The 15,908-nt window shown below is 39.7% G+C and carries 16 protein-coding genes; all 16 read left to right on the forward strand.

What is annotated here, in order from left to right; genetic code table 11:
- The first annotated feature begins 14 nt into the window (after positions 1–14).
- On the forward strand, positions 15–2,051 hold the full coding sequence (gene flhA / locus UP17_RS07850; protein ID WP_061462423.1) for a flagellar biosynthesis protein FlhA: 2,037 nt from the start codon (positions 15–17) through the stop codon (positions 2,049–2,051).
- The gene (gene flhF, locus UP17_RS07855) at positions 2,048–3,196 is read left to right on the forward strand and encodes a flagellar biosynthesis GTPase FlhF (RefSeq protein WP_061462424.1); all 1,149 of its coding nucleotides are present in this window, start codon (positions 2,048–2,050) and stop codon (positions 3,194–3,196) included. The genes flhA and flhF overlap by 4 nt, the downstream gene beginning before the upstream one ends.
- A complete protein-coding gene (locus UP17_RS07860) occupies positions 3,180–4,046 on the forward strand; it encodes a MinD/ParA family protein (RefSeq protein WP_061462425.1) in 867 nt (288 codons plus the stop codon). Before flhF ends, UP17_RS07860 begins: the two co-directional genes overlap by 17 nt.
- 10 nt (positions 4,047–4,056) lie before the next feature.
- Complete coding sequence (locus UP17_RS07865) at positions 4,057–5,154, forward strand: protein-glutamate methylesterase/protein-glutamine glutaminase (protein ID WP_061466021.1); 1,098 nt, start codon at positions 4,057–4,059, stop codon at positions 5,152–5,154.
- Positions 5,155–5,174: 20 nt separating this feature from the next.
- The gene (locus tag UP17_RS07870; protein ID WP_061462426.1) at positions 5,175–7,217 is read left to right on the forward strand and encodes a chemotaxis protein CheA; all 2,043 of its coding nucleotides are present in this window, start codon (positions 5,175–5,177) and stop codon (positions 7,215–7,217) included.
- A 111-nt stretch (positions 7,218–7,328) separates the two neighbouring features.
- Entirely contained in the window at positions 7,329–7,784 is a 456-nt protein-coding gene (locus UP17_RS07875; protein WP_061462427.1) for a chemotaxis protein CheW, read from the forward strand.
- 4 nt (positions 7,785–7,788) lie between these two features.
- Positions 7,789–8,427: a chemotaxis protein CheC gene (locus UP17_RS07880; RefSeq protein ID WP_061462428.1), complete on the forward strand. Its 639-nt coding sequence runs from the start codon at positions 7,789–7,791 to the stop codon at positions 8,425–8,427.
- Positions 8,420–8,923: a chemotaxis protein CheD gene (locus UP17_RS07885; RefSeq protein WP_061462429.1), complete on the forward strand. Its 504-nt coding sequence runs from the start codon at positions 8,420–8,422 to the stop codon at positions 8,921–8,923. Before UP17_RS07880 ends, UP17_RS07885 begins: the two co-directional genes overlap by 8 nt.
- 133 nt (positions 8,924–9,056) lie before the next feature.
- A complete protein-coding gene (locus tag UP17_RS07890; RefSeq protein ID WP_061462430.1) occupies positions 9,057–9,815 on the forward strand; it encodes a FliA/WhiG family RNA polymerase sigma factor in 759 nt (252 codons plus the stop codon).
- A 304-nt stretch (positions 9,816–10,119) separates the two neighbouring features.
- A complete protein-coding gene (locus UP17_RS07895; protein ID WP_061462431.1) occupies positions 10,120–10,437 on the forward strand; it encodes a hypothetical protein in 318 nt (105 codons plus the stop codon).
- 171 nt (positions 10,438–10,608) lie between these two features.
- Positions 10,609–11,247, forward strand: a complete 639-nt coding sequence (locus UP17_RS07900) for a hypothetical protein (protein ID WP_061462432.1) — start codon at positions 10,609–10,611, stop codon at positions 11,245–11,247.
- Between the two features lie 152 nt (positions 11,248–11,399).
- Positions 11,400–12,113, forward strand: coding sequence for a 30S ribosomal protein S2 (gene rpsB, locus UP17_RS07905; protein ID WP_056526825.1), 714 nt, complete (start codon positions 11,400–11,402; stop codon positions 12,111–12,113).
- A 305-nt stretch (positions 12,114–12,418) separates the two neighbouring features.
- Positions 12,419–13,303: a translation elongation factor Ts gene (tsf, locus tag UP17_RS07910; RefSeq protein WP_061462433.1), complete on the forward strand. Its 885-nt coding sequence runs from the start codon at positions 12,419–12,421 to the stop codon at positions 13,301–13,303.
- A 125-nt stretch (positions 13,304–13,428) separates the two neighbouring features.
- Positions 13,429–14,151, forward strand: coding sequence for a UMP kinase (gene pyrH, locus UP17_RS07915; protein WP_061462434.1), 723 nt, complete (start codon positions 13,429–13,431; stop codon positions 14,149–14,151).
- 3 nt (positions 14,152–14,154) lie between these two features.
- Positions 14,155–14,712: a ribosome recycling factor gene (frr, locus tag UP17_RS07920; protein WP_061462435.1), complete on the forward strand. Its 558-nt coding sequence runs from the start codon at positions 14,155–14,157 to the stop codon at positions 14,710–14,712.
- A 399-nt stretch (positions 14,713–15,111) separates the two neighbouring features.
- Positions 15,112–15,885, forward strand: coding sequence for an undecaprenyl pyrophosphate synthase (locus tag UP17_RS07925; protein WP_061462436.1), 774 nt, complete (start codon positions 15,112–15,114; stop codon positions 15,883–15,885).
- Positions 15,886–15,908: the final 23 nt, after the last annotated feature.

Below are 15,908 nucleotides of genomic sequence, written 5' to 3' on the forward strand. Positions count from 1 at the left end.
AGGAGAGAAAAAACATGCGAGCAAGAGATTTAGTTGTTATTTCGAGCGTCATTATGATCGTTGCCATGTTGGTCATTCCATTGCCAACATGGTTGTTAAGTATTTTACTCCTTTTAAATATCTCTCTTGCACTGCTAGTTCTATTGACTACGATGAATATGAAAGAACCTCTCGAATTTTCAATCTTTCCTTCCTTGCTCCTTTTATTTACATTGTTCAGGCTGGGGTTGAACGTTTCGACGACCCGTGCCATTTTGACCTATGGTGATGCTGGTGGAGTTGTAGAAACCTTTGGTTCGTTTGTAGTCGGAGGAAACGTGCTTGTTGGATTAGTTGTATTCATCATTTTGGTCATCATCAATTTCATCGTCATCACGAAAGGATCCGAACGGGTCTCGGAGGTTGCTGCAAGATTTACGCTGGATGCGATGCCAGGGAAACAGATGGCCATTGATGCAGATTTAAATGCTGGGATGATCTCCGAAAACGAAGCACGTGCCAGAAGGGAAAAAATAAGTAACGAAGCAGACTTTTATGGATCCATGGATGGAGCGAGTAAGTTTGTTAAAGGGGACGCCATAGCGGGCATCATCATTGTCATCATTAACTTGATTTTCGGTATGATCATTGGCGTCATGCAATTGGACATGAGCTTTGGAGAGGCAGCCGTCCATTTTTCCATGTTATCGGTTGGTGACGGTATCGTGAGTCAGGTCCCTGCTTTATTGATTTCTACAGCTACGGGAATAGTTGTAACCCGGGCTGCCTCGAATGGAAACCTCGGAGCGGATATTGTTGAACAGTTATTTCAATTTCCCAAAATGCTTTACCTAACAGCAGCAACCATTTTCCTTTTAGGGTTATTCACTCCCATTTCTGACTTATTCACCATTCCGATTGCTGCATTATTAGTCGTTGGAGGGTATACGATTTCAAGGATACCAAAGCAGGACGAAGGTGAAATACAAGAAATGGAAGAAATGTTGGAAACTGATGAAATGAAAAGTCCAGAAAGCGTCGTTAACCTTTTAAGTGTTGACCCGATCGAATTTGAATTTGGATATGGATTGATTCCGCTTGCGGATGCCAATCAAGGGGGAGACCTGCTGGACCGGGTCGTTATGATCCGCAGGCAGCTTGCGATTGAATTGGGGCTCGTGATCCCAGTTGTCAGAATACGTGATAACATTAAGTTGAATCCTAATGAGTATCGGCTGAAGATTAAAGGAAGCGTCATGGCAAAGGGCGAATTGCTCCTTAATCATTTCTTGGCCATGAGTCCAGGGATGGAGGATGATTCAATAGAAGGAATCGATACGATAGAACCATCCTTCGGTTTACCAGCCAAATGGATCACGGATGAAATGAAAGAACATGCGGAGATGATGGGTTATACGGTAGTAGACCCGCCAAGTGTAGTATCCACTCATTTGACGGAAGTCATAAAGGCCAATGCGCAGGAATTATTGGGCAGGCAGGAAACGAAACAATTGATCGATCATCTTCACGAATCGGCACCTATACTGGTGGAGGAAGTCACTCCGAATCCTTTGTCTATAGGAGATGTACAAAAGGTATTGGCAAAATTATTGAAGGAAAAAGTTTCAATAAGGAACTTACCGGTCATTTTCGAAACACTTGCTGATTATGGCAAGTTATCGACTGACACAGATTTGCTTACTGAGTATGTAAGGCAGAATTTAGCCAGACAAATAACGGATTCTTTTATTACGGATGAAAATAGAATAAAAGTCATAACATTATCGGGGAAAGTGGAGAAGACCATCGCGGATGCTGTACAGCAAACCGAACATGGTAATTTTTTATCATTGGATCCAACTCTATCGCAATCCATATTGGAGGCAATTGCAGCCAAACTGGAAGAGCTGACGTTAATGGATCACCAACCGATCTTACTATGCTCTCCTGCGGTAAGGATGTATGCCAGGCAATTAACTGAACGTTATTTTCCAAATGTACCGATTCTTTCATACAATGAACTAGAATCGAATGTAGAAGTACAAAGTGTAGGGGTGGTGAATATCGATTGAAGGTAAAAAAATATTTGGCACCATCAATGAACGAGGCGATGAAGCGAATAAGGGGGGAACTAGGCAGTGATGCGGTCATCTTAAGTTCAAAGGCTGTGTATAATGGCGGTTTCCTAGGATTATTCAAAAAGAGGAGTATTGAAGTCATAGCAGCCATAGATCCGGTTTCCCAGCCTATCGAAACGATAGTGAAACAGAAATTGAAGAAGTTGCCATCGAAGCCGAAAATGGCAAGTCATATTAATGAGGGCAATAAGGAAAGTGCCGATTTATTAAAAGAAATAGAAGGTTTGAAAGATATGATCAAGAGTATACAAATTTATTCACCTGATAGAGAATATCCGGGGAAACTGCAGGAAATCCACGATTACCTAATGGAGCAAGAAGTAGATATATCACTTCGGTCGCAAATCATGGATGTACTACTTGAGAAATGGTTCGTTTACAAACAACAATCAACGGATGAAGAGATTCAAGTTTGGTTGGAGGAAGCCATGTTCGATATTTTGGAAAAGGTTGAAAACGGAAAACCCGGGCTCCAAAAAAAATATATTAATATTGTTGGTCCAACAGGTGTGGGAAAGACAACGACCTTAGCAAAAGTAGCTGCGGAAACCATGTTGAAGCATGATAAGAAGGTGGCATTCATTACGACGGATACTTACAGGATTGCTGCAATAGATCAGCTTAAGACATATGCGAAGATTTTGAACGTTCCGATCGAAGTCGCTTATAATTTGGAGGATTTCAAAAGGGCGACTGAACGTTTCTCCCATTATGATTATGTTTTTATAGATACGGTCGGGAGGAATTTCCGTAACCCGCAATACGTCAAGGATCTTAATGAAATTATTCATTTTACAGATGAGATGGAAACCTATTTAGTGTTGTCATTAACCTCAAAACAAAAGGATATGGAAGATATTTATCGACAGTTTGCTACCATACCGATTAAACAGGTCATTTTTACAAAAGCGGACGAAACCTCCACTTTTGGGGCGATATTCAATTTTATACACTCTCATAAAGTAGGAGCCGCTTATATAACAGATGGACAGAATGTGCCAGACGATATGGAAATAGCTACATCATCACAGCTATTGAAAATGGCTTTTGGGGCTAAAAAATATGAAAGATCAAGCTGAGAACTTACGAAGAAAATTGGAAGCCCGCCATAATCAATCAATGGCCAGGACGATTGCCGTTTTAAGCGGTAAAGGAGGAGTGGGAAAATCAAACTTTTCCTTGAATTTTTCCATTGCCTTATCCCAGAGGGGGAAAAAGGTCCTGTTGTTCGACATGGATATTGGTATGGGGAATATTGATATTTTGATTGGGGAACACTCCCCCTACAGTATTATTGATTTCTTTGAAAATGATTGTAGTTTAAAAGATATCATCACAGTAGGACCGGGGAATATTTCAATCATTAACGGCGGAACGGGACTGACGAATCTCTTTTCACTTGATGAAGATAAGTATACCCGTTTTAATGAAGATTTAAGTTTATTGTTGGCGAACTACGATTATATTTTATTTGACATGGGAGCAGGTATTACTCAGGATTCTATGAAATTCATGTTATGTGTGGATGAATTAGTCGTTATCACGACGCCTGAACCTACTTCTATCATGGATGCATACTCCGCAATGAAATTTATTAATTCAGTAAATAAAGAGGTTCCGTTGTTCCTTGTTTGCAATAGGGTTTTCACGAGTAAGGACGGCAAAGAAGCGATTAAGCGGCTCCAAAATGCACTAGTGAAATTTTTGGGTCTGGAAACAGTTGCTCTAGGGTACTTACCAAACGATGGAATAGTATCAAAATCTGTTACCAAACAAATGCCCTTCATTCTTTTCGATTCTGAAGCAGATGTTTCCAAAGCTATTATGGACATTGCGTCGAGATATGCAAATCATTCATTTGGGGGAGAATTGACTTTGCAAAGAAGCCATTTCCTCCGAAATATGAAGAGATATTTTCTTGGAAAGTAGGTCTCCTTTCATGGATATCGTAAAAGTGCTGATAGTGGATGATTCTGCGTTTATGAGAAAGTTAATTTCAGAGTTTTTAACAGAAGATAGCAGAGTTGAAGTCATCGGGACTGCCAGGAATGGAAGAGATGCTTTAGATAAAATAAAGGCTTTAAAACCCGATGTCGTGACTTTGGATGTAGAAATGCCGGTTATGGACGGATTGGAAGCATTAAACCGGATCATGAATGAATGTCCAACCGCTGTAGTCATGTTATCGAGCACAACGAAAGAAGGAACGGAAAATACATTAGCTGCCATGGACAGTGGAGCTTTTGACTTTATGGCTAAACCAACAGGTGCCATTTCATTGGATTTACATAAAATTAAGACAGAACTCCTTGAAAAAGTTATGGCTGCCAGCAGGGCAAATGTTCACAAACTACAAAAAAATGCGTTGAATATGGAGATAAGCCCATCATTTTGGGAAAAATATAGTAAAATAGATTCAATAGTATCGATAAAAAAAGAAAAAAATAATAAAACATGGTCCTATAGGAACAGGAAGATAATAGTCATTGGTACATCTACTGGAGGTCCAAAAGCGCTTCAGACCGTCTTGACAGAACTCCCACTAGATATTGATGCGTCCATACTCATTGTCCAGCACATGCCCCCCGGTTTTACAAAATCTTTGGCAACACGCCTGAATTCATTATGCAAGATTAAAGTGAAGGAAGCAGAAGAGGGTGAACTGATACAAAAAGGTGTCGCCTACATCGCACCTGGAGGTTTTCACTTAAAAGTGAAAAAAGTCGGAATGAGCTTGGCAGTCCTTTTGGATCAATCCGAATTGCGAAATGGACATCGGCCGTCGGTTGATGTGCTATTTGAATCGGTAAGTGAAATGAAGGATCTTGCGAAAATAGCCGTTATCATGACCGGGATGGGCATGGATGGGGCGGCAGGGCTTATTAAGCTGAAGCAAAGGGGTCCTTTAAAAGCTATAGCCGAATCACAGGAGACAGCAATCATTTTTGGTATGCCGAAAGCGGCAATCAAAACCAATTTAATAGATTGCATAGAGGATGTAGAAAAAATAGCTAAAACGATAATAAGCTTTTGTTAACATATGGAGGTGGAGTTTGTATGGATATGAACCAGTATCTAGAGGTATTTATAGAGGAAAGTAAAGAACATCTTCAAACGTGCAGCGAACAGTTGCTGGTACTCGAAAAGAACCCGGAAGACCTCTCGATTGTGAACGAAATCTTTCGTTCAGCCCATACCCTAAAAGGGATGTCGGCAACTATGGGATATGAGGACTTAGCTAATTTAACTCATAAAATGGAGAATGTTTTGGATGCGATCCGAAACAGTCAAATCATCCTTACACCTGAATTGTTTGATGTGATATTTTTAGCGGTTGATGATTTAGAAGGCATGGTCATGTCCATTGCTGAAGGTGGAGATGGAAAGAGAGATGTGAAGAGGGTTGTTCACCAGCTGGAGTTGATTGGAAAAGGAGAGTCGCTGGTTTCTTCATCCAGTGCAGAGATTGCAGCAGCTTCTGTCGTTCTTGAAAAGGAGAAAATGACTGCGGGACAGTATGATGAATTTGAATGGACAGTGCTTCAGCAGTCCAAAGATCAAGGCTTCAACAGCTTTGAAATTTCGATAGCTTTGCGTGAAGACTGTCTTTTAAAAGCTGCCCGGGTATTTATGGTATTTGAGGTGCTTGAAAAATCAGGTGAAATAATCAAGTCACACCCACCTGTTGAAGTTTTGGAAGAAGAGCAGTTCGATCAGCAATTTACAGTCACGATGGTATCAAAAGAATCGAGTGAAGAGATAAAGAAAAAAATCATGAAGGTTTCAGAAGTGGGTCACGTTGTTATAAATGACATTGATCTTGAAGGCTTGGGACATACCGCCAATGCTAAAGAGGATAAAGTTGCTGAAGTTCAGGAACAAGAGACAACCAATGCAAAGCTCCCAACTGATAATAATAAGAAGAAAAAACAGGCATCCTTTAAGCCGGCATCAAGCAAGACCATTCGGGTGAACATTGAGCGGCTTGATATATTAATGAATTTATTCGAGGAACTTGTAATCGATAGAGGCAGGCTTGATCAAATTTCTAGTGATTTGGATAATCAAGAATTGCATGAAACAGTTGAAAGAATGTCCCGTATAACAAGTGATTTACAAACAATCGTATTGAATATGCGGATGGTTCCCGTGGAAACGGTATTCAATCGTTTTCCTAAAATGGTTCGTCAATTAGCAAGGGATTTAAACAAGAAAGTCGATTTGGAAATCATCGGAGCTGAAACGGAACTTGATCGTACAGTCATTGATGAAATCGGTGATCCTCTCGTCCATTTATTAAGAAACGCTATGGACCATGGAGTTGAAAAGCCTGAAGAACGGTTGGCGAAAGGGAAGAATGAAGAAGGTAAAATCCTATTAAAAGCATATCACAGCGGCAATCATGTCTTCATTGAAATCGATGATGATGGTGCAGGCATCAATAAAGAGCGAGTCTTGAACAAGGCGCTTTCCAATGGGATATTAACTAAGGAAACTGCTGCCACTCTAACGGAGAAGCAAATCTATGAATTGATATTCGCTTCTGGTTTCTCAACAGCGGAAACCATTTCGGATGTATCGGGGCGTGGTGTGGGTCTGGATGTAGTTAAAAATACTATTGAGTCTCTCGGTGGATCCGTCACGATTGATTCCAGGGAGAACGAAGGGTCCATTTTCCTTATTCAGCTTCCACTTACATTGTCTATTATTTCTGTTATGCTGGTTGCAATCCAAAACGAAAAATATGCCATACCGCTTTCATCCATTATAGAAACAGCGATCATAAAAAAAGAAGATATCATGAATGCCCATGATCAACAAGTTATTGACTTCAGGGGGAAGGTGCTGCCACTTCTGTTCCTGAAAGATATTTTTGAAGTGCCTATCAGTCAGGAAGAAGTAGAGTTTCTCTCTGTGGTCATTGTAAGAAAAGGAGATAAATTAGCTGGGTTAGTCGTTGATTCATTTATAGGGCAGCTGGAAATTGTATTGAAATCACTGGGGAATTATTTAACAAGTGCATTTGCAATATCGGGGGCAACGATTCTTGGAGATGGACAAGTTGCTTTAATCATAGATTGCAACACATTGATTCATTGAATGATAGATGAAGAGGGCAAGGTAATGGGACGTTTGCTCGCCCGTGCCGCATTCAGGTTCTCATTAATGTTATACCTGTCATCATGAAGTTATTTTAAAGGAGGGGAACGGATGTCGCAGGATATGAAAGTAATCGTTTTTCAAATTAAGGATAAAGAATATGCCATTCCGGTGGAAAAGGTCAAAGGTATCGAAAAGCTTCTGCATATTACCAGAGTTCCAAAGGCTGTTCAGTTTGTTAAGGGAGTCATAAATTTAAGGGGTGTTATCACTCCAATCATTGATTTACGGGTACGTTTTGGTTTCGAAGAGGTGGCTTATGATGAATCAACAAGGATCATCATCGTCATTTTGGATGATATGGAAGTTGGGTTGATAGTGGACTCTGCCAATGATGTTTTGGATATTCCGGTGGATAGTTTCGAGCCGCAGCCTGAAGTTGTGGGACATTTAGCTTCAGAATACATAAGCGGAGTGGCTAAAATTGAAAAGCGTCTGCTCGTCCTGATTAATTTGGAAAAGGCTTTAAGTCTAGAAGTGACTGGAAATATGTTAAAAGAAGGATAATCACATGTCGTTCATTGAGAAAATCAATCCTCTTCAACTCGATATTTTGAGGGAAATTGGCAATATAGGTGCAGGCAACGCAGCAACGGCTCTTTCTGCCATCCTTAATAGGAAAATTGATATGAATGTTCCAAATGCTCGGGTCGTTTCCTTTGATGAAATGATGGAAATGGCTGGCGGGGCCGATCACGTCGTTGCCAGCGTTTTCCTTAGAATAGAAGGAGATGCTTCCGGGAGTATGTTTTTTATCCTTTCGCTTCAAGTAGCTGAATACTTGATTCGTCAAATGACTGGTGATGGAACCTATTTGATAGATTCCACACCCTATACCGAATTGGCACTCTCCTGCCTTCAGGAATTAGGGAATATTTTATCTGGATCCTATCTTTCTTCACTTTCCGATTTCACTCGATTGAATATCTGTCCATCCGTACCGTCATTGAGCATTGATATGGTAGGGGCCACAATCAGTTATGGTTTATTGGAATTATCTCAAGTAAGTGACGCAGCCATTGTCATTGATACTGTACTTGAAAAAGATCAGCATTTTGCTGAATCCATTGACGGTCATTTCTTTCTTTTACCTGATCCAGGATTTTTTGATACCATTTTTTCCGCTTTAGGAGTGTCACTTAATGACTGAATTGATAAAGGTCAAGGTTGTGAAGGTTGGAATAGCGGATATGAATATTATAAAACCTCCATATTCGATTCGCACTTCAGGGTTGGGGTCATGTGTTGGTGTTGTGGTATATGACCAAAAAAAGGGGATTGCCGGTTTGGCTCACATCATGCTGCCTGACTCTTCACTCGCTAAATCAGGACAGATCAACGCTGCCAAATTTGCTGATACGGCGATAAAGGAATTAGTGCAGCTTTTAGTAAATGGAGGAGCAAGAATTCGATTCCTAAAAGCGAAGTTGGCTGGTGGTGCGCAAATGTTTCAATTTGCTTCAGGAGGAGATTCAATGAGAATAGGACCCCGAAATGTGGATGCTGTCCGGAAAGAGTTATCTGACTTGCGCATTCAAGTCGTTGCAGAAGATATAGGCGGTAATAGCGGGAGAACGATCGAGTTCAATTTGAACGATTGTTTACTGAATATACGGACCGCTAATAAAGGGACAAAAAACATATAGTAACGATTAGGCTTTACTTAAAAAGAACAGCTGAAAATATGACAGGTACACTTCCAATCAAATTATTGTTGCATTTATGGCCTTTAAGAGAAATTTTGATCACATGACGTTTATAATGTAAGGAGGATGTCCAATGTCTCGTCTGACCATCGAAGAAGAGCAGATATATTGGAAAAATTGGGTTGATTACAAGGATCCGCAAGCCGGGGACATTTTAGTTAAGAAATACACCCCTCTCGTATCGTATCATGTTCAACGCATTTCAGTAAGCCTTCCTAAAAATGTGAGCCGCGATGATATAAGGAGTTTAGGGATGATGGGATTATTCGATGCCCTGGCACGTTTTGATACGAAGCGTGACCTGAAATTTGATACATATGCTTCATTTAGAATTCGTGGTGCTATTTTAGATGGATTAAGAAAAGAGGATTGGCTTCCACGGAGTGCAAGAGATAAAGCCAAGAAAATTGAATCTGCAATAGAAAAGCTAGAACAGCGATATATGAGAAACCTTTCTCCAAACGAGATTGCTGCCGAATTGAATATTCCGGAAGATGAAGTATATGCTGCGTTAAATGGGAATTTCTTTGCCAATGTACTTTCGATGGATGAAAATCCCCAAGAACAAGACGACAAAGAAAGCACGAATTTTCATATTAAAGATGAAAAGGCGGATTTACCTGAGGAACATGTTTTAAGGGAAGAACTGTATGTGGAATTAGCCAAAGCCATAGAAACGCTTAATGAAAAAGAACAGTTGGTTTTACAACTTTTTTATAAAGAAGAACTGACATTAACCGAAATCGGACAAGTGATGGGCCTATCTACGTCTCGGATATCCCAGATTCACTCGAAAGCGATATATAAATTAAGAAACTCGATGCAAAATTAAAAGAATTAATCATATTTTGTTTGAAGAGGGAATGGAGCCAAAGATGCATCCAGTTGATCATAGATCCGGTTGAACGAAAAATGCCTTCTTTAAAGTCAGGGGCAGCCTGAAAGGACTTAGGAACCCATCACTTCAATAAATGTTTCGAAATCACAGAATTTCGAACTGAACTTGGTCACGAAGAGCAGTTCAAGTGTCCCTTACTACATTGTAAGGTAATCATAAATATTATTAAGAAGTCCAATGAGAACTCACTTTCCGCTCGGTTTTGTCTGGTTATTGGAAATGGAAAGGCGGTTTCCATATGAGTTTAAAAGCGATTGAGATGCAATTTGCAATCCCACGAACACAGGATGCAGGGAAAATCCAAGAGCAAAATCAACAAAAGAATTTAATCCAACAAGATCATGCTGCCCATCAAGTCCAAAAGGATTCAGAACGAAAACAAAGGACCGTTGTAGAAGAACGAAAGCTTCCGGCCCATTTTTATGAAAAGGCTCTTTTCGTAAAGATTTTTGTTTTTAAAACGAAACTATTTAAGGTTGATTGGAGCGGAAGTGCGAGACTCCTGCGGAAAGCGAGCATCTGGAGGGGAAATCAACCACAACTCACTACCTGGTAAATAGCAACAAAGTATGTGGAAACAGCCTATGAAAAAGAAAGAAATGCAGACAAGGGACAGTCTCAAAAAAAATATAAACAGAAAGAAATCCCCCAAAAAACAACATTGAAAAATGATCCCCATCCGTATAAAGGAAACTGGATTGACTATTCCGGTTAATTAGGAGGCAACATGTCAGTATTTTTTATGTTTCTGTTGTTTGTACTAAATATATTCACCATTTTCGCCATCATCGTTTTATATCTTCGGCAAAACCGTTTAAGTAAGGTGGAAAAAGACCAAAAAGCCATGATTGATGAAATGGAACAACTTTTGTCTGGTTTTTTGATTGAGATGAAACAGGACAACGAGATATTGGTAAAGGCATTCACCAATTCGGTAGCAATGGATTCCGAGCATGATCAAAAAATAAAAGAACATGGCGCAATTAGAGAAACCATGGAAGATAAAGAAGTAAAACAAGAACAAAATATGCTGAAAGAGTATAAAGAGGGAAGAAGTGCCGCGGCTAAAAAACAGGCGACCAACGCTTACAAAATAATGCCTGAAGACGATGAGGATAATGCTTTACCCGTAATAGTTGAGGACAAATTGGAACTTTCATCAGTGGCCACCACCCTTCCGAACAAGGGGAAGGTGACGGGTAAAGAATTTGCGGACATGTTACAGGCCTCGGTAAATGAACATTCATTAAATGAACAAGTAGATATGTTAGCTGATCAAGGTCATTCAATTGAAGAAATCGCCAAAAGGCTAGGTCGCGGTCAAACGGAAATAGAGCTATTACTAAAGTTTCGCATGAATAGATAGATATTACTTGATTGAGAAGAATCATTATGGTATATTATGAAATGGTGTTAATACACACGCCCCGTGATTCTTGCAGATGGTGCTGTTTCGACAGTTTCTGTATGAAAATGATCGGTGCGGAGGAAAAACAAAACCATTTAGGAGGAACTAAAATGTCAGTCATTTCTATGAAACAATTGCTTGAAGCTGGTGTGCATTTCGGACACCAAACACGTCGCTGGAACCCGAAAATGAAGAAATATATCTTCACTGAGCGTAACGGCATCTACATCATCGACCTTCAAAAAACAGTTAAAAAGGTTGAAGAAGCTTATAACTTCGTGAAAGAACTAGCTGCTAACGGTGGAACTGTTCTTTTCGTTGGTACTAAAAAACAAGCTCAAGAATCTGTTAAAGAAGAAGCAATCCGTTCTGGTATGTACTATGTAAACCAACGTTGGTTAGGTGGAACTTTAACAAACTTTGAAACAATCCAAAAACGTATTACTCGTCTTAAAGATATCGAAAAAATGGAAGCAAACGGAACTTTCGAAGTCCTTCCTAAAAAAGAAGTTATCCAACTTAAAAAAGAATGGGATCGCTTAGAAAAATTCTTAGGCGGAATTAAAGATATGAAGACTCTTCCAGATGCGATCTTCGTTATCGACCCTCGCAAAGAGCGTATTGCTGTTGCGGAAGCACACAAATTACACATTCCACTTGTAGGTATCGTTGATACAAACTGTGATCCGGATGAAATCGATGTAGTTATTCCTGCGAATGACGATGCAATCCGTGCTGTTAAATTATTAACAGGTAAAATGGCAGATGCTATCTTAGAAGCTAAACAAGGCGAAGAAACAGCAACTGAAACAACTACTGCTTAATAAGCAAAAAAGGTTGCTTATTCAGTAAGAAAAAAGGTGATAAGAGGATAATGCCTTTTATCCCTTTTTTTTGCACTAAATAAGCGTACATAAATCACTGTACGGAATGTTTTTTAAAAGGTATAGTCGATTTTTAAGGAAAAGAAATCATTAAGTATTTAGTTCCGTCAAATTGACTGACTAAGTGGATGGCTTTTCTGGAATATTGCCTTTGCTCGTTATTTTCTTTGATGATAACAAGTATTTTTTGGTAAAAATGGGTAAAGATTGAATAAACTGCATTTAATTTGAGGAGGATATATATTATGGCAATCACTGCACAATTAGTTAAAGAATTGCGTGAAAAAACTGGTGCCGGTATGATGGACTGTAAAAAGGCACTTGTACAAACAGAAGGCGATATGGAAAAAGCAATCGATTTCCTACGTGAAAAAGGAATTGCAAAAGCTGCTAACAAAGGCGACCGTATTGCTGCTGAAGGTTTAACTTCAATCGTTGTAGAAGGAAACCAAGCGGTTATTCTTGAAGTGAACTCAGAAACAGATTTCGTTGCAAAAAACGAAGGATTCCAAACACTTGTTAAAGACTTGGCTTCGTTCCTTCTTGCTAACAAACCTGAAAGTGTTGAAGTTGCTCTTGAACAAACAATGGAAAATGGAGAAAAGGTTGCAGATCATATCAATGCTGCAGTTGCTAAAATCGGAGAAAAATTAACTCTTCGCCGTTTCCAAGTTGTTACTAAAACAGATAACGACGCATTTGGTGCGTACCTTCACATGGGTGGACGTATCAGCGTACTATCAGTTCTTGAAGGTACAACTGACGAAGATGCAGCAAAAGGCGTTTCAATGCACATCGCTGCAATTAACCCTAAATATATCTCTCGTGACCAAGTCGATGCTAGTGAATTAGATCGCGAACGCGAAGTTCTTACTCAACAAGCGCTTAACGAAGGTAAACCAGAAAAAATCGTTGCAAAAATGGTTGAAGGACGTATCAATAAATTCTACGAAGAAATCTGTGTGAACGAACAAGCTTTCGTTAAAAACCCTGATCAAAAAGTGGGACAATTCGTTGAATCAAAAGGCGGAAAAATCCAATCATTCGTTCGTTATGAAGTAGGGGAAGGTCTTGAAAAACGTCAAGAAAACTTTGCTGAAGAAGTAATGAACCAAGTTAAAAAAGACTAATTGTCAGATAATTAATAATAGGGAACACTCTGGTGTTCCCTATTTTTTGAAATGTCATGAATTTTTGGTAATATTGCAAGAAAGCATGATGAACGAATGAAAAGATTACATAGTTGGAGGTTCTCATGAGTAGCGCTAAATATAAACGTGTAGTTCTAAAATTAAGTGGCGAAGCATTAGCAGGTGAAGAAGGATTTGGAATTAACCCTGCAGTAATTAAATCTATTGCTGAACAAGTCAAGGAAGTGGCTGAGCTTGATGTGGAAGTGGCTGTTGTGGTTGGCGGCGGAAACATTTGGCGCGGCAAAATAGGCAGCGAAATGGGCATGGATCGTGCTAATGCCGATTATATGGGGATGCTGGCTACAGTCATGAACTCATTGGCGTTACAAGACAGCCTTGATCAGCTTGGAATTGAAACGCGTGTACAAACTTCCATCGAGATGAGACAAGTTGCAGAACCATACATTAGACGACGTGCAATCAGGCATCTAGAGAAAAAGAGAGTGGTGATTTTTGCAGCTGGTACAGGTAATCCATACTTCTCAACGGATACCACTGCCGCCCTGCGTGCTGCTGAAATTGAAGCTGATGTCATCTTGATGGCGAAGAATAATGTGGATGGCGTATACAATGCAGATCCGGTTAAGGACAAAAATGCAGTGAAGTATGATAAGCTTTCCTATCTTGATGTGATTAAAGAAGGCTTAGAAGTAATGGATTCGACCGCGTCCTCACTATGCATGGACAATGATATTCCATTGATCGTCTTCTCGATTATGGAAAAAGGTAATATTAAACGAGCCGTACTAGGCGAAACGCTTGGAACTATTGTAAGGGGGAAATAAAAGATGCCGAAACAAGTTATTTCGAATGCGAAAACGAAAATGGAAAAAGCCATTGGAGCGTATACACGTGAATTAGCCAGCATCCGTGCCGGAAGGGCAAATGCCTCATTGCTTGATAAAATCTCGATTGATTATTATGGTTCGCCGACACCGGTTAATCAGGTGGCTGGTATTTCTGTCCCGGAAGCTAGGCTTTTAGTCATTCAACCATATGATAAAACGGTATTGGGTGAAATCGAAAAGGCGATTTTGAAATCAGACTTAGGCTTGAATCCTTCTAATGATGGTTCAATCATCAGGATAGCCATCCCCGCGTTAACTGAAGAACGCAGAAAAGAACTTGTGAAAGTTGTTAAAAAAGAAGCGGAAGAAGCGAAAATAGCTGTCCGTAATGTGCGTCGCGATGCTAATGATGATTTGAAAAAGCTTGAAAAAAATGGTGAAATCACTGAAGATGACTTACGTGGCTATGCTGATGACATCCAAAAGATGACAGATGGCAATATCACGAAAATCGATGATATTACAAAAGATAAAGAAAAAGAAATTTTGGAAGTATAATTTTGCTTAAAGAATTGATTAAATAAAGAGGGCCGAATCCATACTGGGTCATGTCTTGATTCTAACATATAGGTGTGCTTAAAAGAGAAAACTGTTATAATAAGGTTTCTCCGATAATGATTACTCCTTGAGTTAGTATGTTGCATGCAAACGTTGGAGGTGGTCCTTTTTTTGCATTTTTCACGGTAATCATAACCGGTTTTAGAAAAAAAGAAGTAATGATTTCTCCCTTTCTAGCTTCTAATGAAGAAATAATTTTCATAATAATAATATGAGAACCAGTTTTTTTTTGATATTATGATATAGATTCTTTTTAAGCGGCAGAAAGCTTGATATACATAGTGCACGTTAACTTTGCCTTTGTAGAGAGATAAGTACAACCTGATGGGGGACTAACATATGTATTCACTATGGAAGCGTTTCGTTAAAAAAGATGCTTCTTCCGATGTAACTAATAGGATTCAGCATATTAAACAGTTTGATGTTCCTCAGCATATCGCCATCATTATGGATGGAAACGGCCGCTGGGCCAAAAAGCGTGCATTGCCACGTGTGGCAGGTCATCATGAAGGAATGAAAACCGTTCGTAAAATTACGAAAGTTGCCAATAAATTAGGGGTCAAAACTTTGACAGTCTATGCGTTTTCCACTGAAAATTGGAAACGCCCGAAAAGTGAAGTCGACTTTTTGATGAAGCTTCCCCAGGAATTTCTTGGGACATTTTTACCCGAGCTCATTTCTGAAAATGTAAGAGTTGAAACGATTGGGGACCTGTCACTCATTCCCTCACATACTCAAAATGCAGTTAAACGGGCAATGGAAGACACGAAGGATAATGATGGGATGATTCTGAATTTTGCCCTGAACTATGGAAGCCGTGGGGAGATTGTATCTGCAGTGAATAGCATTATTCAAGATGTTAAGAATGGTATAATAAAGGAAAATGCAACAGAGGAAATTATATCCAGTTACCTGATGACCAAACATTTGTCGGATCCTGATTTACTGATCCGTACAAGTGGTGAAATCCGTTTGAGTAATTTCATGCTTTGGCAGGCGGCTTATACTGAGCTGTGGTTTACAGAGGTGCTATGGCCGGATTTTAGTGAGGGGCATTTATTGCAGGCAGTTGAGGAGTATCAAAAACGTTCACGAAGATTCGGTGGCGTTTAATTTAGAAGGCGAGGAAAATGGAA

The organism is Peribacillus simplex (assembly GCF_001578185.1).
In the GTDB taxonomy this organism is placed as follows: domain Bacteria; phylum Bacillota; class Bacilli; order Bacillales; family DSM-1321; genus Peribacillus; species Peribacillus simplex_A.